Raw genomic sequence first — 21,002 nt, 5'->3', positions numbered from 1 at the left:
GTAAAACTTGAAATGCAAAAATACAAAGTAAACCTAGCTGTTTTGCATATTTTTGATTATTTTGCAAGAAATATTTTAGAAGGATTATGACTGAAATCACAAACTATATTACCAATGATTTTAAAGCAATTGACAGCCAAGAAACTATCGGGGCGGTTCAAGAATTTTTTGATGATTTGACTTTTTCTCATTTTCCCATAATTGAAGAAGAAATATACATTGGCAGCATCGCTTCGAATGATATTGAAACTTTTGATAGCAACAAAAAAGTATCTGATTACAAATACTCCCTAGAAGGTTTTTTTGCCAGAAACAACATGATTTGGCTTGATGTTTTGGAAGTTTTTGCCAAAAACAACACTAATTTAATTCCCGTTTTAGACGAAAAGAACAAATACATTGGGTATTATGAAATGAGTGACATCATTAAATTTTTTAATGAAACTCCTTTTTTGAGCGAACAAGGAAAAATTATTATTATCAGAAAAAAAGACATTGATTATTCAGCAAGTCAAATTTCCCAAATTGTAGAAAGCAACGATGGAAAATTATTAGGGTTATTTGTATCAGCAACCGATGCAGACAGCATTGAAATAACACTAAAAATAAGCATTGGACCAGTAAACGAAATCATTCAAGCCTTTAGAAGATATGATTACGAAATAATATCAGACCATAATGAAGATAGCTATATTACCACTTTAAAAGAACGATCGGATTATCTAGACAAATACCTTAATATATAAAGCCTCACCACACCCCTTTAGAGAGGGAGAAAATTACACAGAAAATGAAAGTAGCCATTTACGGAAAATACTATCTTAATAGCACCGAACCTATTATAAACGACATTTTTGAATTTTTCACCAATAACAATGTCGAAATGGTTATCGAATCCTATTTTTTAAGCGTTTTGTACGAAAAAAAAATCATCGATAAAGAATACAAAACATTTTCATCTCACACCGAATTAGACAGTAGTTTTGATATGCTTATCAGCATTGGCGGTGACGGAACAATCTTGCGGGCTGCTGCATTGGTTCGTGATTCTGGTGTTCCTATTTTAGGAATAAATGCTGGACGATTGGGATTTTTGGCAACAGTTCAAAAAGAAAACATTGATGAATTCATGCAATTCATCATCGAAAAGAAATATACCATTTCAAAAAGAACACTATTAAGTCTTTCGACTTCTCTGAAAAATGATGCTATTGAAGAAATTAATTTTGCTTTAAACGAAATTTCAGTGAGTCGAAAAGATTCCACCTCAATGATTACGGTAGAAACCTATCTTAACGACGAATTTTTGAATTCGTATTGGGCTGACGGTTTAATAATAGCAACCCCAACAGGATCTACAGGATATTCCATGAGTTGTGGCGGACCTATTTTAACTCCAGATGTAAAAAGTCTTGTAGTGACACCCATTGCACCTCACAACTTAAATGCACGCCCACTGGTAATTCCTGATGAAACCGAAATCAAACTAAAAGTTTCAGGGCGAGAAGAACATTATTTAGTTTCGCTGGATTCTAGAATTACTTCCGTAAAAAACGAAACTATATTAACCATAAAGAAAACCCCTTTTCAAATCAATATGATTGAAATTCCTAATGAAACTTTTTTGAAAACACTTCGTGGCAAATTATTTTGGGGAGAAGACCGAAGAAATTAACTTTTTTTTTTATTTTTTAAAATACGAATACCTTTATTTTATTCGTTTAAGTGTTTTCGAATCAATAATTTCGTTCGTTTTAAGTGTCATTTTTTTTAATAAAAAGCACATTTAATCTAATGCGCATTGATTCGTGTCGATAATTATTATATTTGCACGCAATTTTAACTAAATGAATAAACTTTTCAACCTGTTTTTCGTATTGTCTTTTTGTACTATCAATGCCCAAATTCATGAATTAGGTGTGTTTGTTGGCGGGAGCAATTATGTAGGTGATGTAGGAGAAACTACTTACATCAACCCTAACGATCCAGCCATTGGTTTTTTATACAAATGGAACAAAAGTCCGAGGCTTTCTTATCGTTTTTCCTTGGCTGGTGCTTTTATTACTGGTCATGATGCAAATTCAGATGAACCCAGCAGAGAACAAAGAGGCTATACCTTTAGAAAAGGCATCAGTGAAGCTTCGGCAGGAATCGAATTTAATTTTTTTGATTTTAATCTACATGATTACAAAGCTAAAATCACACCTTATGTACATTCTGGATTAAATTATTTGAGATACCGTGATTTTTCAGTTGTTCCTGGAGAAAATCGGGGTGATAAACATGTAGGTTCGTTTGCAATCCCAATGACTTTAGGATTAAAATCTAATGTCTTACCTCATTTTATATTAGGAATTGAAGTTGGAGCTAGATATACATTTACCGATAATTTAGACGGAAGCAATCCAGAAGACAATAGATTTACTAAATTTGGAAACTTAAATAACAATGATTGGTATGTTTTTTCGGGAGTAACGCTAACCTACACCTTTGGAGACAAACCTTGCTATTGCGCACAATAGAAATGAATTTACTAGAAAAAATAGACACAAACCACTTACCCAAGCATTTAGCTATTATCATGGATGGCAATGGTCGTTGGGCAAAACAACAAGGATATTTACGTGCTATGGGTCATGAAAACGGATCACAATCCGTAAAAGACATCATAGAAACCTGTTCTAATTTAGGCATAGAAAATCTTACTTTATATACTTTTTCAAGCGAAAACTGGAGCAGACCCAAAATTGAAGTCGAAATACTAATGAAGATATTAGTAAAGACTTTGACCAAGGACATCAAAATGCTTCAAAAAAACAACATCAAGCTAAACGCTATTGGTAATTTAGAAAAACTACCAGAAAAGGTTAGAAAAGTAGTATTTGAGGCTATAGAAAAGACCAAAGACAGTACTAAAATGACCCTCACATTAGCCTTAAGTTATGGCGCTAGAGAGGAAATCGTAAATGCTGTAAGAAACATAAGCGATAAAGTTAAAAATAATATAATTTCAATAGACTCTATTGACGATTCAATTATAAATGAGCATCTTTACACGCAAAATTTACCCGAGGTAGATTTATTAATACGAACAAGTGGAGAGCATAGAATAAGTAACTTTTTGTTATGGCAAATAGCCTACGCAGAATTATATTTTACTGATGTATTATGGCCAGACTTTAAAGAACAAGATTTGTATGAGGCTATCATTAGTTATCAAAAAAGAGAGCGTAGATTTGGAAAAACAAGTGAACAAATTAAATAATTTTTTAGTGTTACAAAAAAGCATAAAAATAGTTTTTGGTCTTTTAATTCTTGGTAGTTTTAGCCAAATGAAAGCCCAAGAAAGAGTTCCTTTTGACCAAGGAAAAAAATACATTTTAGCCAAAGTAGATGTAGTTGGAAAAATCAGTTTCAACGAAAATACCGTAGTCACTTTTGCAGGTCTTGAAAAAGGACAAGAAATTACAGTTCCTGGCGAAGAAATTAGTAACGCTATAAAAAAATTAGGCAAACTAGGTTTATTTGACGAAATTTCATTTTATGTAAACCGAATCGAAAATGACAGTATCTATCTTGACTTGAACGTAGAAGAACTTCCTAAACTAAATGAAGTAAAAATAGTTGGAGTTTCTAAAAGCAAAATGGAAGGTTTAATTAAAGATAATGGACTGACCAAGACCAAAGTAGTCAACGAAAACTTAATTACAACCACCAAAAATTATATTGAAAATAAATATAAAAAAGACGGTTTTTTTAATACCAAAGTTACCATCAATACCGTTATAGACACTGCAGAAGTGAATATGGTAAACATGTTGGTAAAAATTGACAAAGGTTCAAAAATAAAAATCAAAGAAATTGATTTTGAAGGCAACAAGGAATTGAATGACAAAACCTTGCGTGGTGCCATGAAAGATACCAAACAGAAAAAATTGCTAACCCTCAAAAGCTCTAAATTCATCAAAGAAAAATACAAAGACGATTTGGATAAAGTTATTGCAGCCTACAAAGAAAAAGGATACCGCGATGCTAGAATACTATCAGACACTGTTTCGTATGACAAAGATGCCAAAGCTTTGATGGTAAAAGTAAAAGTTGAAGAAGGAAACAAATACCGTTTTGGAAACATCAAATTTCTTGGAAACACTGTTTATTCAGATGAAGGACTTTCAGCAATGTTAGGCATCAAAAAAGGAGATACTTACAATGGTGTCCTTCTTGAAAAAAGAATTGCCGACAAAACAAAACCTGATGGAGAAGATATTACCAATTTATACCAAAACAACGGGTATTTATTCTCGACCATCAACACTGTAGAAACCAGAACAGCCAATGATTCTATCGATTTTGAAATTAGAATCACCGAAGGTCCTATTGCTTATTTCAACAAAATTACAGTTACCGGAAATGATAAAACGAATGACCATGTAATTTATAGAGAATTAAGAACCAAACCAGGCGAAAAATACAACAAAGAATTATTAATAAGAACCATTCGTGAAATTGGACAATTGGGATTTTTTGACCCAGAAACAATTGAGCCACAGTTCAAAAATGTGGATGCAGCTGCAGGAACAGTAGATATTAATTATCCTTTGACTGAAAAAGGAGCTAGCCAAATCGAACTTCAAGGAGGTTATGGCGGTGGTGGTTTTATTGGAACGTTAGGACTGTCATTCAACAATTTTTCGGCTAGAAATTTATTCAAAAAAGAAGCTTACAAACCACTTCCGATGGGAGACGGACAAAAAGTATCGTTGCGATTGCAAGCCAGTTCTTTTTACAGAACCTATAGTGCCTCGTTTTCTGAACCATGGTTTGGCAGACAAAAACCAGTGCAATTAAACACTTCTATATCCTATACAAGTCAATTTTATAATGATTTTAGAACCCAAAGAGTTGATAAAAGTAGAAGCTTTAATATCTTGACATTATCAGCAGGAATTTACAAAAGATTGAGTGTACCTGATGATTATTTTGGATTATCTCAAACTATCAGTTATCAACACTATGATTTGCACAATTACAACACAGGCCTATTTACCTTTGGAGATGGAGCCTCAAGAAACTTGGCATACACTATAGGATTAACTAGAAGTAACAAAGGTGTAAACCCGATTTTCCCGACTTATGGTGCTGAATTCAGTTTGACTGGAAAATTCACCTTGCCTTACTCTTTGTTTAACGGAGTAGATTATGCTAATTTAGGCAATCAAAAAGAATATAAATATGTATATTCAGGAGCGCAATATGAAGGTTCGAATGGTACAATGGTAAACAATGGCGATTATCTTGAAAGCTTACCTAGTACCACTAACCCAACACCTAACAGTGTTACGAATTACCAAGATGCAGTAGCCGACCCTGCAAAAGTAGATCAAAAGAAATACAACTGGTTAGAATATTACAAAATCAAATTCAAAGCCGATTGGTACACCAAAGTCTATGGAAAACTAGTTCTTCGATCATTAGTTGAATACGGATTCTTGGGATCTTATAACAAAGACAGAGGCGACATTCCGTTTGAAAGATACTTTTTAGGAGGTGATGGTATGCAAAACTTTTCTATGGATGGTAGAGAAACCATTGCTTTGAGAGGATACCCAAACAGTGCTTTAACACCTGTAAATAGTTTAGGAGAACCAATTGGAGCAACGATATACAACAAATATTCATTAGAATTGCGTTATCCAATAACCTTAAAAGCAGCAGCGTCGATTTATGCACTAAGTTTCCTTGAAGCAGGTTCCTCTTTTGACAAATTCTCTAACTACAATCCATTTTCATTAAGTCGTTCAGCGGGTGTAGGATTGAGAGTATTTATGCCTGCCTTTGGATTATTAGGAATTGATTTTGGTTATGGTTTTGATGGATTACCACAAGGCGACGGAACACTTGGATCTAAAGCCAATGGCTGGGAAACCCATTTTATCATTGGACAACAATTTTAAAAACAGACACTACATTTTTCTAATATAGTAAAGTTATGAAAAAACAATTTTTAATTCTATTTTTATCCCTGATTGGATTTTCTTCGATTCAAGCACAAACTAAAGGCACAAAAGTGGGGTATATCGATATGGAATACATTTTACAAAACGTTCCAGATTATACCGAAGCTCAAAACCAATTAGAACAAAAAGCACAAAAATGGAAGCAAGAAATTGAAGCCAAAAAAAATGAAATCAATAAATTAAAAGAAGCCCTAAAAGCAGAGAAAGCCTTATTAACAAAAGGTCTTATAGAAGAAAGAATTGCCGAAATCACGTTCCTTGAAAATGAAAATTTAGAGTACCAACAAAAACGTTTTGGTCCTAATGGCGATTTGATGACTCAAAAAGCAGGTTTAACAAAACCAATACAAGACCAAGTTTTTACCGCTGTACAAGACATTGCCGAAGCCAAAAAATACGATTTCATATTTGACAAAACTTCCGATTTAACAATGCTATTTGCTGCCAAAAGATTTGATATTAGCGACCAAATTATTCGTGTTTTAAATAGAACCGAAAAAAGAGAACAACTCACTAAAAAACAGCTTAAAGAAGAAGAGGAAAGAGAAGCCAAAGAAGATGCACTGGATGAAAACCCAGGATTAGCAGAAAGACAAAAAGCATTAGATGCTAAAAAAGCAGCTAGAGACAAAATCATAGCCGATAGAATTCTAGTTCAAGAACAAAGAAAACAAGCTGCAGAAGAAAGAAAATTACAAATTGCTGCTGATAGAGAGGCCAAGAAAAACGGAACAGTTACCACAGCTAAAACAGCTGTAACAACAGACAATTCAGTTCAAAAAGAAGCTGCAAAAACAGCCGCCGCCGATGCTAGACAAAAACAATTAGAAGAAAGAGCTGCCATACTCGAAGCACGCAAAAAAGCTGCCGAAGACAACAAAAAAGCACAGGAAGAAAAAAGAAAGCAAATTTTAGCTGATAGAGAAGCCAAAAAAACTGGCACGGTTTCTGAAAGTACAGTAAAAGAGGAAACAAAGACCGAGGCTAAAACAACCGAAACAGTTAAAGACACAACAAAAACAGCGGCAGAAGAAGCCAAAGAAAAACAAGCAGAAGCAAGAGCAAAAACATTAGAAGAACGCAAAAAAATAATTGAAGATCGCAAAAAAGCACTAGAAGAAAGAAAACAAAAAGTGCTAGAAGCAAGAGAAGCAGCCAAAAAAGCAGCCGAAGAAAAAGTTAAAACAACAAAATAGAATACAACCAATAATTAATTAATACTTAAAACAATGAAACAAATCAAAACTTTACTAATTGCTGCAATACTAGTTTTAGGAGCCAGCCAAACTATGAATGCACAAGCAAAAACAGCACATGTTGATGTAAGTGAAATTATGACAAAAATGCCTGCAATGCTGGATGCTCAAAAACAATTAGAAAAATTGAGCGCTACTTATGATGCAGATTATAAAAAAATGGCAGAAGAATTTCAAGCAAAATTAAAAACATACGATGCTGATGCTACAAAAGTAACTGATGCTGTAAATGCTGAACGTCAAAAAGAAGTGCAAGACATGCAAAAAAGAATCCAAGAATTTGGACAAAATGCACAAAAAGAATTGCAACAAAAACAAGAAGATATTACAAAACCAATCTACGAAAAAGTAAGACTTTCTATTCAAAAAGTAGGTAAAGCTAAAGGTTTTCAATATGTTCTTGACGGATCTACACTTTTGCTAGCTGATGGTCCTAACTTGACTGCAGATGTGAAAAAAGATTTAGGGTTCTAATAAACCTAAACTAATTATTTAAAACCGCTCCTCCAGATATGGAATCGAGCGGTTTTTTTGTGCTGCGATTTTTAGGTAAATCAACTGCTAGTACCTAAATTTGTTTTTAAATAATTGCAATTACTCATCAATCACTTCGCACAACGCAATCGATTCATTTTCATCGTAATTCGTAATTTTTAATTCGTAATTGATACTTATGGAGAACAACAAACCTATCGGAATATTTGACTCGGGAATCGGAGGAACATCCATTTGGTCAGCCATTCATCAATTGCTTCCTAACGAAAAAACCATCTATTTGGCCGATAGTAAAAATGCACCTTATGGTCAAAAATCAAAAGCCGAAATTGTAGCTTTGAGCATGAAGAACACTGACTTCCTGCTTGAAATGGACTGTAAATTAATTGTTGTTGCCTGCAACACTGCTACAACCAATGCTATTCTGGAATTAAGAGCAAAATATGATGTTCCGTTTATAGGAATAGAACCCGCCATAAAACCAGCAGCAACAAATTCAAGAACACAGACCATAGGAATCTTGGCTACAAAAGGCACGCTTAACAGTGAACTTTTCAATAAAACCGCCGAGAAGTATCAAGACATAAAAATAATAGAACAAATCGGTCACGGATTAGTACAACTCATTGAAAATGGAGAAATTGATTCGGTGGAGATGAAACAGCTTTTGTATTCTTATCTCGTTCCTATGATTGATGCTAATATTGATTATCTTGTTTTGGGTTGCAGTCATTACCCCTATTTGATTCCTCAAATCAAAAAAATACTTCCAGAACACATCAAAATTATCGATTCAGGAGAAGCCGTGGCTAGACAAACTCAAAAGGTTTTAGAAAATGTAGGCTTTTCATCGAAAAGAAATGGAGAACCTGTATTTTACACCAATTCCAATTCTAAAGTACTTTCGGAAATTTTAGGCAATCAATACAAGGTTTTGGAAAAAGATTTCTAGCAATCATTCTTCAGTTTTATACCAACCTGAATACATTACATAGTTATTAGCAATACGTTCAATTTCTCCAGCAAAATCAGATTGACTAATTTCTTTTACTTTCTTTGCAGGAACACCAGCATAAATACTTCCTGCTTCGACTACCGTGTTTTGAGTAACAACGGCACCAGCTGCAATAATAGAATTACTTTCGACTACACAATTATCCATCACAATAGCCCCCATTCCAATTAATACATTGTCATGAATCACACAGCCGTGAACCATGGCATTGTGACCTATAGAAACATTATTTCCAATAATTGTGGGATGCTTTTGATATGTACAATGAATAATCGCACCGTCTTGAATATTGACTTTATTTCCAATACGAATAAAATTGACATCACCTCTTATAACAGCATTAAACCACACACTACAAGAATTGCCGAAACTAACATCACCAATAATAGTTGCATTTTCAGCCACATAGCAATCTTCAGGAATAGATGGCGTTTTTCCGTTTAATGATTTGATTAACATTAGATAAATTAATTAATGGCTGGACAATTACAATCGTATTTTTCTCGTTTGCAAAACAAATCAATTCCTAGTGTTATTTGATGAAAACCACCAGTATCAAAATTGACATTACCCCTAAGATGAGAATAAGTGTAAGCCAACATAAACTTGTCAATATTAACTCCAATAATTGGCGTAATGTATTGTAAACTTTGAGCAGAAAAACCAGTTCGGCGATACGATAAAGCACCCCAAACTTTTCCGAAATTTAGATTTTTATAGGCTTTTATATTAAGATCAATAGCTTTCTCTTTGGTCTTATCTGTATATTGTAACAGTACAGATGGCTCCCATAATATTCTGTCTAAATCACCAAAAACATAACCTCCACTCAACAAAACCTTTCTTAAATTATCACTCTCATATTCGGTGTAAATCTCTCTTCGCGTTTCTACCACATTTTTAACCGTTAAATGGGCATAAAAATCCAAGAAGTTATAAGATGCACCAATATCTATATTAAAATAAGCATCTTTTTGAACAATTGTTCCATTGATAATAGGATCCCAATCGCCAGATTGCAAAAAAGCTGTTTCATCCAATTGACTTTGAAAAAAACCAGCATTTACTCCAAAAGACAATTGGTTCAAATCGACCTCATCTCTAGAAAACATCAAATGATGTGCGTAAGTCAACTTCATTCCTTTTTGCGAATGATACCCGTTTTTATCATTAAAAAGAATAATTCCAGCTCCTGATCTTTCCCCTACTCTGCCATTGTAGCTTGCCGTTTGAAGTGCAGGCGCATCTTCTTGCCCAAACCATTGCTTGCGAGCAGTAACCCTGATTTTATCACAATTTGCAGCACCAGCCATCGAAGGATGTATCAAGTAATAATTATCCGATAAATAATCCGAATAAACAGGTATTCCCTCTTGCGAAAAAGAAAACTGACTAACTAGTAAAAGGACTATGATAAACTTAATTTTATGATACATCAAAAAAGGATTATATTTATGAAACTTGGGGTTAGTAAACGGTGAAAAAAGAACTAAAACCTCAAACAAAACAGCGATAAAGTTAATTTATTCATTAAAAAATCAAATATAGGTATTAGTAGAAAATAACTTCGTTAAATTTGCAAAAAAATAATACTATCATGTCAAAAATAACAATAAAAGAAACACAGAACCCTACTATTCTAAAGTTTGAATTAGAAGATTTTATTACCCAAAACGAAAGTTTTGAATTCAAAAACATTGATGAAGCCAAGAATTCTCCGTTGGCTCAAAAATTATTTTATTTACCTTTTGTAAAAACGGTTTACATTTCTGGAAATTTCATCGGAATCGAAAGATTTAGTATCGTGGAATGGGAAGACGTTCAGGATGCTGTAGCGGAACAAATCGAAAAATTTATAGCCGATGGTGGAATTATCATCACTCCATCTGACGAAAAAACAAAAAAACAGCCAGTAACGGTTTATGGCGAAACGACTCCAAATCCATCAGCCTTGAAATTTGTAGTCAATAAAATGCTGACCAAAAGCCCTGTCGAATTTAAAAATATCGATGAGACTGCTGCTTCTCCTTTGGCACAAGAATTATTCAAATTCCCTTATGTAAAAGAAATATTTATTGACGAAAATTATATTTCGGTGACTAAATATGAAATCAACGACTGGCAAGAAATTACATTAGAAGTGCGAACTTTTATCAAACAATTTATCGAAAATGGCGGAACTGTTCTCGACGAAAGTTTGATTGTAGCACATACTGAATCTGAAAAAAGCAAAAACGAAAACTTCGACAATCTGGATGTGACTTCACAACAAATCATCAACATACTCGAAGAATATGTAAAACCAGCTGTTCAAGCCGATGGTGGAAACATTGCTTTTGAATCGTATGATGAAAATTCGAAAGTGGTAAAAGTAATTCTTCAAGGTGCTTGTAGTGGTTGTCCATCTTCTACGTTTACTTTGAAAAGTGGTATCGAAAATATGCTCAAAAGCATGTTGAATGACAATGCCATTCAAGTAGAAGCTGCAAACGCATAAAACAAATTACTATTTATTCAAATGACACTAGATCCTAACTATTTGACTGGTTATGCCGGTACTATCATCAAAACATTTATTGACTATTCACCAAAATTAATTTCAGCCTTTTTTATTCTTTTTGTTGGACTTTACACCATTCGTGTAATTAACAGATTGATTCGAAAAATCATGGTCAAAAGGGATTTAGATCCTACTCTGACCAAATTTTTAGCTGATATTTTACTTTGGGTTTTAAGAGTATTGTTATTTGTTACTATTATCGACAAATTAGGAATAGGAACCTCTTCTTTTGTTGCTATCCTTGGAGCCATTGGGCTTGCTGTAGGTTTGTCACTACAAGGATCGCTATCTAATTTTGCTGGCGGAATGTTGATTATTCTTTTCAAACCCTTCAAAGTAGGTGATACTATCGAAGCGCAGGGAGTTTCAGGAACCGTAAGCGAAATACAGATATTTGTAACGAAATTAATCAATAGTAACAATCAAACGATTTTTATTCCAAATGGTTCGTTGTCGAACGGAACGATTATCAATTACTCTTTAGAAGGAATCCGCAGATCCGATTTGACTTTTTCTATTTCTTATGACACGGATATCAAAAAGGCTAAAGACTTAATAACTGAAGTTTTAAACAAGAATCCAAAAGTTCTAAAAACACCTGAAGCCGAAGTTTCTGTAAAATTATTGACGGACAGTTCAATTCAATTAGCCGTTAGACCATGGGCAACCAATGCTGATTTTGGAGTAGTTTCGTCGGATACTTTAGAGGGTTGCAAATTAGCTTTTGACGCTGCAGGAATTGCCATTCAACCTTATTTGAAAGAGGAGAATAAGTAATATTACAAAGAAAAATATAACAAAAAACCTCGCAAATTGCGAGGTTTTTTGGTTAGAAATTATAATTTATTGAATTTAAAGAGGATATAAAACACCACAAAAAACAAATTTCATATTGCTTACAATAAAATTATTTTTCATTTTTATACAAATTAGCAACAATCCAACGCAACCAAATGCAAAATCAAGTATCTACTTTAAAACAGCTAACAAATAAATTATGAAAAAACTAATTCTACTTTTAATTACTATTGTCATTTCATTCTCTTGTTCCAATGAAGATGAAAACAAATTACAAACTATTGACATGCGAATTAATCATTATCAAAACACAGGTGTAGCCGTAGGTCCTGTTTTGACTTTAATCGTTCAAGAAGGAAATGCTATTGGAACAGCTAATTGGCAGAGATTTTATGAAAATATCGAAGGTTTTAATTATGTTCCTGGAAAAATTTATAACCTTTCAGTAAGTGTAGAACAAATCAAAAATCCTCCTGCTGACGGTAGCTCATTGAAATATAAATTATTAAAAATTAATTCTATTCAAGAAGTAAGTAATGAAACTCCATTTGACATTGATTTAAAGAAAAATGGAGAAAGTTTTGTTACAAAAAAAGCAGGTTATCAATTACTAGATCAAATTGAAATTGATTGCAATACGCTATGCAACAAACTTGATGCTGCTATACAGAATCAAAATTTTGTAATTGGAACATTCAAAAGAGTTTCTAATACTAAAATACAGTTGATTGATGTAAAATAAAGCTGCTAAATCAAAAGTAAAAACCTCTCAGTTTGCGAGGTTTTTACTTCTAAATTAATAAATTACTTGATTAAATTCTTCTGTAATATAGACAATTACTTCTTCGAAACTGTCATCATAAAATCCTTTAAATAATAAGGCTCAAAATAAGCAACATCGACTGTTTCGTTTTTTTGATATTTTTTGAAACTCAACAAACTCATTTCTTTTGCTGATGGATATTTAATTTCTTCTAAAAAAACATGGTTTTCTTTTGTTAGAACTGTTTTACATTTTTCTGCACAATCGCCTACGAAACAAAGGGTTTCTTGGAAATCTTCGAAAGAGTTTTCAGTGATAATTTCCGCTTGAACAGCTCTTTTAGTTTCGAATGTTGGCGAAAAAATAGCACTATAGACTTCCATTCGTCTTGCGTCTAGCATTGGAATTATCAATCCATCAGAAACCTTGGCTTGCGAAGCTAAAACCTGTAAAGTATCTACCGCAATTAACGGAACGCCCAAAGCATAACACAAGCCTTTAGCCGCAGAAACTCCTATGCGTAATCCTGTATAAGAACCTGGCCCTTGACTGACGGCAATAGCTACTACTTCTTGAAAAGTAATCCCCGATTCTTTGATAATTTCTTCTATAAAAACGTGCAAACGTTCTGCGTGAGAATAGCCTTCTTCGGCAATTTCTTTGCATAAAATAGTTGTTCCTTCTTTTGCTAATGCAACAGAACAATTCTTGGTCGCGGTTTCGATGTTTAAAATGTAGGACAAAATAATTATGAATTATGAGTTATGAATTATGAGTTTCTTTTGAAACTTACAACTTGTTTGCTAATTACTGCAAACTGAAATCTGAATACTGGTTACTGCAAACTGAACACTACTTCTTCTCTTCTTTTTCCAGAGTGACTTTATCTCCAGAATTCAATTCTTTTGAAACAGTTGTGTATGGGCCAGTGATGACGACATCGCCTTTTTTGAGTCCAGAAAGTACTTCAATATTAGTGTCGTCTTGAATTCCAGTTTTGATGATTCGGATTTTGGCTTTATCACCTACTTTCACAAACACACATTCTAGTTTTTTATCACTTTTTGGAGCAGGCGCTTTATTTTTTTCCTCTTTGTCTTCCACTTTAAAATCTTTAACCGCTGTAGTGTCCGATTTTACTACAACCGAACTTATTGGCACTGCCAAAACATTCGATTTGGTTTTAGTAATTATATCCACGGTTGCAGTCATTCCAGGTCTGAATGGCGAATAAGTGGCTGGTTTTCCTTCCAATAAATCTTGGTAGGATTCTTTCAGAATTCTAACTTTTACTTTAAAATTAGTCACTTGATCCGCTGTCAAAGTAGAACTAGCCGAGTTGGAAATACTCGTTACCGTTCCTTTGAATTGTTTTTTCAAATAAGCATCCACTTCCACATTGGCTTCGTCGCCTACTTTTATTTTTACAATGTCATTTTCGTTTACATCTACTTCAACTTCCATGTTGTTCAAATTGGCTACGCGAAGTAATTCGGTTCCTGCCATTTGTTGCGTTCCTAAAACTCTTTCACCCAATTCAACATTCAGTACTGAAATCGTTCCATCGGCTGGTGCATAAATAGTGGTTCGACCCAAATTGTCTTTGGCTTCATTAACCGTTGCTGAAGCACTTTGCACACTGAAATAAGCGGATTGTTTATTGGCTTTTGCCACTTCAAATGAAGAAATTGCTTTATCCCAATCCGATTTAGAAATAATTCCTTTTTCGAATAAGGTTTTGTTTCTTTCATAATTGGCTTTAGCCTCTTTAAACGAAGCATCGGCTTGACTCAAACCTGCTTTGGTTCCTGATAAATTAGAAAGTGTACGATTGTAACCCGAAGTATATAAATCAGGGTTTATCTTAACCAACAAATCGCCTTTTTTGACTACTTGTCCTTCTTTGACATTCAAGGCAATAATTTCGCCTGAAACTTCCGAAGAAATTTTCACTTCAATTTCGGGTTGGATTTTTCCGGTTGCCGAAACGGTTTCAACAATTGTTGTGGCATTGACATTGGCAATTTCTACTGATTTCCCTTTGTCTTTATCGCCAATAACTCCTGTTTTTGAAAGTACAATCAATAATCCTATAATGGCAATCGCAGCACCTACTAATATATAAATAGTTTTTTTAGACATAATGAATTAGTTTTTTATGATTGGAATTCCAAAATAGAATTCGAGTATTTTTATTTTAAAGATGTAATCGTATTTGGTTCTCAAAACTTCGGATTGAGCGTTAGTAAGCAATGTTTGCGCCTGATTGAAATCGAAAGAATTCATCATTCCTACTGCATATTTTTCTTTGGCATAATTATACGCTTCTTGTCTAGCTTCTAATGCAGAAAGCGAAGATTCATAGGCATTCAAACCTCCTTTTGCATCGGTAAAAGCAGTATAAACATTTCTTTCCAACGTTAATTCTTCTTGTTCTACAGCGATTTTAGATTTTTCTAAACTGACTTTAGAACGCTCCACATTATTTTTGACTGACCAACCGTTAAAAATTGGAATCGATAATTGTGCACCAAAAGCTTGCCCTCTATTATCGGTAAATTGTTGTCCAAAAGGCGCAGCAGGTTGAGATGTTCCTGTAAGAAAATCATAACTATCTGCATACGAAATTCTCGTGTTAATATTATAAAAACCTTGTAACGTTGGCTGAAAAGCGCCTTTAGCAATGGCTACATTTTTTTGAGCAATTTCTAAATTAGTTTTAGCGATTTTTAATTCTGTTCTTTGCTCTTTGGCTTTTTCATAAATACTAACTGGAGTTTGAGCCAGAATATTATTTTCGTCTTGAACGGTGGTTTCATCGGCTACATCAAAATCATAAAAATCCTTGAGCTGTAGTAATTGAGCTAATGCTAATTTAGATATTAACAACGCATTTTCGGCAGCAACGACTTTTTGTCCATCAGAGGCTACAGTCGCTTTGATGTCTAACAAATCGCCTCTTGGTACCGAACCTGCTTTGACTAATTCTTCTGAACGCGCCAATTGTTTTTGGTCAATATCTTTTTGTTGTTGTTGTACTTTCAGGTTTTCTTTATTAAAAAGCACTTGTAAAAAAGCATTGGCTACATTCAATGCAATATCTTCCTGCATTTTGGTCAATTGATATTTGGCAGCAAGAATCGAAAGATTGGCTCTTCGAAGTGTATTTTGATTCTGTAAACCTTTGTAAATATCAATTCCAACACCTGCTCCAAAAGAAGAATATTGAGTCGTTTGATTTCGCAAAAGTCCCGTAGTTGGATCTTGATTCAAACCAACATTCCAAGAGTGAGAAGCATTCGAATTTACCGAAGGAATAAAATTTCCAATCGCTCCTTTTTTGTCAATAGCAGCTGTTTGAGTATCTAATTCGGTTTGTTTGATCGAGATATTGTTATCAATGGCGTATTTCACGCATTCTTCTAACGTCCATTTTTTGGTTTGCGCCTGAATCGACAAGCCAAACAGCAGGATAATAACCAGTGGAATACAATTAATTTTCTTCATATCTTTTGAATGAAAGCGTAGCAAAGATACTACACCTATTTTACATTTATTTTAAAATTGAATTTCTTTTTTGAGATAAATTTATGGTTTCGGCTCTTCGGTTTTCAAGCCTTGATTCCAAACTTTTATTTTATCGGAAGCTTTGACACCGCTTTTTATTTCTACATAAATTCCATCGCTTACACCAAGAACCAACTCTTTTCTAACAAACTTTTGACTACCCGATTCAACTTCTACAAAAGGTTTTTGGGTTTTGGCATCAAACTGAATTAAGGATTCTTTTATAGCCAAAACCTTGTCGGCTTTTTCTAAAATGATAGAAGCATTGGCGCTCAATCCTGCACGAATAAAAGTATTGTCCTTGTTAGACATCGAAGCTTTTATTTCAAATTGAATCGCTCCATTTTCGGTTTTTCCTTTGGGAGCAATATAGGTTAAAACGGCATCGAATTTTTTGTTTTCGATAGCTCCAACTGTAATTTCGATGGGTAAATTTTCGGTTATTTTCCCAACTTCCGATTCATCTATTTTGCCCACAAATATCATTTTGCCCACATCGGCAACGCTAGCAATAGTCGTTCCTTCGTTGAAATTATTACTTTCGATAACCTGATTTCCTACTTTCACAGGAACATCCAACACCATTCCGTTGACGGTAGAGCGAATCAAAGTATTAGCATAATTCCCAAGACCCGAAGTAGTTCCTGTTTTTACAATATCATAACCTTGTTTGGAAGCGGCATAATCTTGTTTGGCTTGTTTATAAGCCAGTTGCGCCGCATCAAAATCATTGGCAGAAATAACACCTTTGTCGAATAAGGTTTTTTGTCTTTGAAACAATTTTTCTTGGTTGTCCAAGTTTATTTTAGCTGTTCGAACCTGATTTTGTGTATTGCTCAAATTCGAAACATTGGCAACCACTTTTATTTTAGCAATCAAATCACCTGCTTTGATAGTTTCTCCCGCTTTGATATAAACTGCTTCAATTATCCCCGAAATATTGGGTTTTATCAATACTTCTTCATCAGGAACGATATTTCCTGTGGCAATTGTGTTTTTAATTATCGTTTTGATTTCTGCTTTTTCTGTTTGAAAAACTACTGGCGGATGTTGGTTTTTGGCATACAAATAATACAACGCACCGACAAAAACCAATGCGATTATAATTAAGATGGCTACGGTTACTCCTTTTTTCATTTTACTATTTATTTGATTCGATTATTTTTTGATTGCTATTTTATTCTGTTCGTAATGCGTCAACGGGTTTTACTTTTATAGCGGTTTGCGCTGGGATAAATCCTGCTAATAATCCAGAACCAACCAATATTATTAAAGCAAAAAACACTACTGATAAATCCACACTCGGGTTGGCGAACATCATTCCTTCTTTAGGCATTCCTTCTAAAACGTTGTTTACAATTACTAAAACCCCTGTTGCTACTGCAATCCCCAACATTCCTGCCGAAAAAGTCAAGAAGATGGATTCTAATAATATTTGCGAACGAATAGCTCCTGGTGTTGCTCCTAAAGCTCTACGAATTCCAATTTCTTTGGTGCGTTCTTTAACTACAATTAGCATAATATTCGAGATTCCAATAACTCCCGAAACCAAAACTAATGTTCCCACAAAAAAGGCAATGAACTTTAATATGGCAAACAAATCCTGCACTTTGCTATATTCTTCGAACAAATCGAATTTTCCAATAGCTCTTTCATCTTGTGGATGAATGGAATGTCTGGCTCGCATGAATTCCAAAATTTGGGGCTTCAACTTGGTTATTGAAGCACCATCATTAGCCGTCAAAGCCATCCAACCCACAGTATCTCCATAATTAAAAGCTTGCTGGAAAGTAGTAAAAGGCATGAAAATATTCTTCTGATTCGATTCGGCATTCCCATCATTCGATTTAGAATTATAAACGCCAACCACCATAAAATTCACTCCATTTACTTTGATATAGGTTCCGAGCACTTCTTCGGTCTTATCGTATAAATCTTTAATTGCTCCTTGTCCAATAACAGCTACCTTTCGTTTTAAGAAAATATCTTGTTGATTCACAAAACGCCCTTTGGTAATCTCCATTGATTCTTGTTTAATCAATTCTGGGTAATCGCCATAAACGGTAAAAGCTCCGGTTTTTGTACCACGAATTACATTATTTGAACCTTCAAAACCGCCCAATTGATTGCGTGGAGAAACATACAACAAGTCAGGAAAACTTTGTTTTAAAGCATCCACATCTCTGTTTTTGAACTCAAAATTTCTAGTTTGCGGCAATCCTTTGTAGGGTTTTGATGTTTGTTGCGTCCACATAAACATCGTGTTGGTTGCTATTCCATCAAAACCTTTTTTGACTCCATTTTCTAATCCTTTACCTGCAGCGAGTAAAATTACCAATATAAAAATACCCCAAAACACTCCAAAAGCCGTCAATAATGTCCTGAAGGTATTGGCGGTAAGCGCTTCTAAAATTTCGTCCCAACTGTCTCTATCTAACATAATTATTCGTCTCTAAGTGCAACAATTGGTTTAATTTTAGCCGCACGATAAGCTGGAAAAAATCCCGCCATAGCTCCTGCAAACACTAACAATAATAAGGTGGTTAAGGCAATACTAAAATCGACTTCGGGGTTCTGGAAATACTCACTTTTAACATAAGGACCAACGAATTCTAACAGCAACAAACTGGACAAAAGTCCCATAAAACCAGCAATTGTGGTAATAAAAATCGATTCGTGCAAAATCATTCCGATAATAGAAATGGGGCTTGCACCCAATGCTTTTCGAATACCAATTTCTTTGGTTCGTTCTTTAACAATAATCAACATGATATTACTCACACCAACGACTCCTGCTATAATGGTACAAATACCCACCCACCAAAAAAACAGTCTGATATAAAGATTCAAATCATAAAATTGTTTGGCATTTTCTACGGAATTGTGAATTCCTATTCCTCCACTATCATCGGGAGCAATGACATTTTTGCTTTTTAACAGCTGTTCTAATTCTTTAGAAAATTTAGTAGATTGGGCTAATGCTTCCTCATAGGTAGCCTTTTTTTGAAGAGTATAAAAGAGATTACTGATCTTATCTCCAGCTCCATACGTTTTTTGTGTGGTGGTCAAGGGCAAATAAATTCTATTTTCCTCTCTTTCTCCAGCAGGATCCGTGAACACGCCAACTACTTTAAAATTAATTCCGTTGATAGTAATATATTTACCTAATGGACTTTTGTTTTTAAACAAATCAATTTTTATTTTCTGACCAATAACGCCTACTTTTTCATCGTTTGCCAAGTCATTTTCATTGATAAATCTACCTTCTACCATAGTAGCGTTTTCTATGGCTTGGTAATCTGGTTTTACACCACGGTATTGGTAATTTCCAGTTTCTTTTCCATAGACAACCGCTCCATTCCATTGATTGTAGGAAGATGCTTTTTTGTCTAACTGATCGCCAAATTTTTGAACCGAAAGATTGTAATCGCTATCCCTGAACTGGATTTGTCTGCCTGGATTTAAACCTTTATATTCTTTGGTCGTAACTCCAGACCAAACTTCAATAATTCCTTCAGCATCACGTTCGAATTGTTTTTCAATTCCGTTTTGGAGTCCTTTTCCAACGCCTAAAAGAATAACTAAAATAAAGATTCCAGACGCCACAGAAATCCCCGTGAGAAAGGTTCTCAACTTGTTTTTGGCTATTGCCTCGAAGATTTCCTGCCAGCGTTCTATATTAAACATAAGACGAAGCTCTAACTTGTTCTACTATTTTATCATCGATGATTAAACCGTCTTTCAAAACCACATTTCTTTTGCACATAGCGGCAATATCAGGTTCGTGAGTGACAATCAAAATCGTTTTTCCTTCGTCGTTAATCCCTTGAATCAATTCCATTACTTCATAAGACGTTAGTGTATCCAAAGCACCAGTAGGCTCATCGGCCAAAAGCACTTTCGGATTAGAAGCCAAAGCTCTAGCAATGGCTACTCTTTGCTTTTGACCTCCAGAAAGTTCATTGGGTAAATGATGCGAATGCGAAGCCAAACCTACTTTCTCCAGATAACGCAAGGCTATTTCGTTGCGCTCTTTACGTTTTACACCTTGATAATACAAAGGCATGGCTACATTATCGAGAGCCGATTTATAATTGATTAGATTGAACGATTGGAAAACGAAACCCAGAAATTGATTTCGGTATTTGGACGCTATGGTTTCGTTGAGTTTTTTGATGGGTACATTATCCAAAATATAATCGCCCGAATCAGCTTCATCAAGAATGCCTAGAATATTCAATAAAGTGGATTTCCCAGAGCCTGAAGAACCCATAATGGCTACCAATTCTCCTTCTTTGATATTGAAATTTATTCCTTTTAGCACGTGCAATTCAGAACCACCGACTTTATAGGATTTGTGTAAGTTTTTAATTTCAATCATATTGGCTAATTTTGAAACAATATTAATTCTTTTGAAAAATAATTTGTAATAAGGAAATGTTAATACCTAGAACACTTCCACAACGAATAAGACTTATTGCTGATGAAAATGTTACAGTTTCATCCTAAAATATATTTGTTTTGCTAATTT

At 34.3% G+C, this 21,002-nt stretch carries 20 protein-coding genes; 11 read left to right on the top strand and 9 right to left on the bottom strand.

Annotated elements, in window-relative coordinates; genetic code table 11:
• Nucleotides 1–86: 86 nt before the first annotated feature.
• From OZP15_RS04480 to murI, 8 genes are all read left to right on the top strand, one after another.
• Nucleotides 87–746 (top strand): CBS domain-containing protein, encoded by a 660-nt coding sequence (locus tag OZP15_RS04480; RefSeq protein ID WP_269227290.1) that lies wholly within the window; start codon nucleotides 87–89, stop codon nucleotides 744–746.
• Nucleotides 747–790: 44 nt separating this feature from the next.
• Nucleotides 791–1,675, top strand: a complete 885-nt coding sequence (locus OZP15_RS04475) for an NAD kinase (protein ID WP_269227289.1) — start codon at nucleotides 791–793, stop codon at nucleotides 1,673–1,675.
• A 172-nt stretch (nucleotides 1,676–1,847) separates the two neighbouring features.
• Complete coding sequence (gene porG, locus OZP15_RS04470; protein ID WP_269227288.1) at nucleotides 1,848–2,522, top strand: type IX secretion system protein PorG; 675 nt, start codon at nucleotides 1,848–1,850, stop codon at nucleotides 2,520–2,522.
• Between the two features lie 2 nt (nucleotides 2,523–2,524).
• Nucleotides 2,525–3,265 (top strand): undecaprenyl pyrophosphate synthase, encoded by a 741-nt coding sequence (gene uppS / locus OZP15_RS04465; protein WP_269227867.1) that lies wholly within the window; start codon nucleotides 2,525–2,527, stop codon nucleotides 3,263–3,265.
• Nucleotides 3,198–5,954 (top strand): outer membrane protein assembly factor BamA, encoded by a 2,757-nt coding sequence (bamA, locus tag OZP15_RS04460; protein ID WP_281337125.1) that lies wholly within the window; start codon nucleotides 3,198–3,200, stop codon nucleotides 5,952–5,954. The genes uppS and bamA overlap by 68 nt, the downstream gene beginning before the upstream one ends.
• A 35-nt stretch (nucleotides 5,955–5,989) precedes the next feature.
• The gene (locus OZP15_RS04455; protein ID WP_349293291.1) at nucleotides 5,990–7,213 is read left to right on the top strand and encodes an OmpH/Skp family outer membrane protein; all 1,224 of its coding nucleotides are present in this window, start codon (nucleotides 5,990–5,992) and stop codon (nucleotides 7,211–7,213) included.
• A gap of 33 nt (nucleotides 7,214–7,246) precedes the next feature.
• Entirely contained in the window at nucleotides 7,247–7,747 is a 501-nt protein-coding gene (locus OZP15_RS04450; protein WP_269227287.1) for an OmpH/Skp family outer membrane protein, read from the top strand.
• Nucleotides 7,748–7,946: 199 nt separating this feature from the next.
• The gene (murI, locus tag OZP15_RS04445; RefSeq protein WP_269227286.1) at nucleotides 7,947–8,720 is read left to right on the top strand and encodes a glutamate racemase; all 774 of its coding nucleotides are present in this window, start codon (nucleotides 7,947–7,949) and stop codon (nucleotides 8,718–8,720) included.
• A gap of 3 nt (nucleotides 8,721–8,723) precedes the next feature.
• Here the strand turns inward: murI and OZP15_RS04440 are convergent, their stop codons facing one another.
• Together OZP15_RS04440 and OZP15_RS04435 are read right to left on the bottom strand one after the other, a co-directional pair.
• Nucleotides 8,724–9,242: a gamma carbonic anhydrase family protein gene (locus OZP15_RS04440; protein WP_269227285.1), complete on the bottom strand. Its 519-nt coding sequence runs from the start codon at nucleotides 9,240–9,242 to the stop codon at nucleotides 8,724–8,726.
• Nucleotides 9,243–9,250: 8 nt separating this feature from the next.
• Entirely contained in the window at nucleotides 9,251–10,219 is a 969-nt protein-coding gene (locus OZP15_RS04435) for a PorP/SprF family type IX secretion system membrane protein (protein ID WP_269227284.1), read from the bottom strand.
• 161 nt (nucleotides 10,220–10,380) lie between these two features.
• On the opposite strand from OZP15_RS04435, the gene OZP15_RS04430 reads away from it, so the two are divergent.
• The 3 genes from OZP15_RS04430 to OZP15_RS04420 all read left to right on the top strand — a co-directional run bounded on the left by OZP15_RS04430 (nucleotide 10,381) and on the right by OZP15_RS04420 (nucleotide 12,883).
• Nucleotides 10,381–11,280 (top strand): NifU family protein, encoded by a 900-nt coding sequence (locus OZP15_RS04430; protein WP_269227283.1) that lies wholly within the window; start codon nucleotides 10,381–10,383, stop codon nucleotides 11,278–11,280.
• A gap of 21 nt (nucleotides 11,281–11,301) precedes the next feature.
• The gene (locus OZP15_RS04425; protein ID WP_269227282.1) at nucleotides 11,302–12,120 is read left to right on the top strand and encodes a mechanosensitive ion channel family protein; all 819 of its coding nucleotides are present in this window, start codon (nucleotides 11,302–11,304) and stop codon (nucleotides 12,118–12,120) included.
• A 220-nt stretch (nucleotides 12,121–12,340) separates the two neighbouring features.
• Nucleotides 12,341–12,883, top strand: coding sequence for a DUF4377 domain-containing protein (locus tag OZP15_RS04420; protein WP_269227281.1), 543 nt, complete (start codon nucleotides 12,341–12,343; stop codon nucleotides 12,881–12,883).
• Between the two features lie 95 nt (nucleotides 12,884–12,978).
• On the opposite strand, the gene tsaB is transcribed toward OZP15_RS04420, so the two are convergent.
• From tsaB to OZP15_RS04385, 7 genes are all read right to left on the bottom strand, one after another.
• Nucleotides 12,979–13,647 (bottom strand): tRNA (adenosine(37)-N6)-threonylcarbamoyltransferase complex dimerization subunit type 1 TsaB, encoded by a 669-nt coding sequence (tsaB, locus tag OZP15_RS04415; RefSeq protein ID WP_281337124.1) that lies wholly within the window; start codon nucleotides 13,645–13,647, stop codon nucleotides 12,979–12,981.
• 109 nt (nucleotides 13,648–13,756) lie between these two features.
• A complete protein-coding gene (locus OZP15_RS04410) occupies nucleotides 13,757–15,046 on the bottom strand; it encodes an efflux RND transporter periplasmic adaptor subunit (RefSeq protein ID WP_281337123.1) in 1,290 nt (429 codons plus the stop codon).
• Between the two features lie 6 nt (nucleotides 15,047–15,052).
• Complete coding sequence (locus tag OZP15_RS04405; protein WP_269227279.1) at nucleotides 15,053–16,411, bottom strand: TolC family protein; 1,359 nt, start codon at nucleotides 16,409–16,411, stop codon at nucleotides 15,053–15,055.
• An 81-nt stretch (nucleotides 16,412–16,492) separates the two neighbouring features.
• Nucleotides 16,493–17,608 (bottom strand): efflux RND transporter periplasmic adaptor subunit, encoded by a 1,116-nt coding sequence (locus OZP15_RS04400; protein WP_269227278.1) that lies wholly within the window; start codon nucleotides 17,606–17,608, stop codon nucleotides 16,493–16,495.
• Between the two features lie 40 nt (nucleotides 17,609–17,648).
• Nucleotides 17,649–18,911, bottom strand: coding sequence for an ABC transporter permease (locus OZP15_RS04395; RefSeq protein ID WP_281337122.1), 1,263 nt, complete (start codon nucleotides 18,909–18,911; stop codon nucleotides 17,649–17,651).
• Nucleotides 18,912–18,913: 2 nt separating this feature from the next.
• Nucleotides 18,914–20,158 carry an ABC transporter permease gene (locus OZP15_RS04390; RefSeq protein ID WP_269227277.1) on the bottom strand — a complete coding sequence of 415 codons (1,245 nt, stop codon included), beginning with the start codon at nucleotides 20,156–20,158 and terminating at the stop codon, nucleotides 18,914–18,916.
• On the bottom strand, nucleotides 20,151–20,852 hold the full coding sequence (locus OZP15_RS04385) for an ABC transporter ATP-binding protein (protein WP_269227276.1): 702 nt from the start codon (nucleotides 20,850–20,852) through the stop codon (nucleotides 20,151–20,153). The genes OZP15_RS04390 and OZP15_RS04385 overlap by 8 nt, the downstream gene beginning before the upstream one ends.
• Between the last annotated feature and the right edge of the window lie 150 nt (nucleotides 20,853–21,002).

The organism is Flavobacterium eburneipallidum (genome assembly GCF_027111355.2).
Lineage (GTDB): Bacteria > Bacteroidota > Bacteroidia > Flavobacteriales > Flavobacteriaceae > Flavobacterium > Flavobacterium eburneipallidum.
The sequence above is the reverse complement of the archived record's forward strand: the minus strand, read 5'-3'. Positions and strand labels throughout refer to the sequence as shown.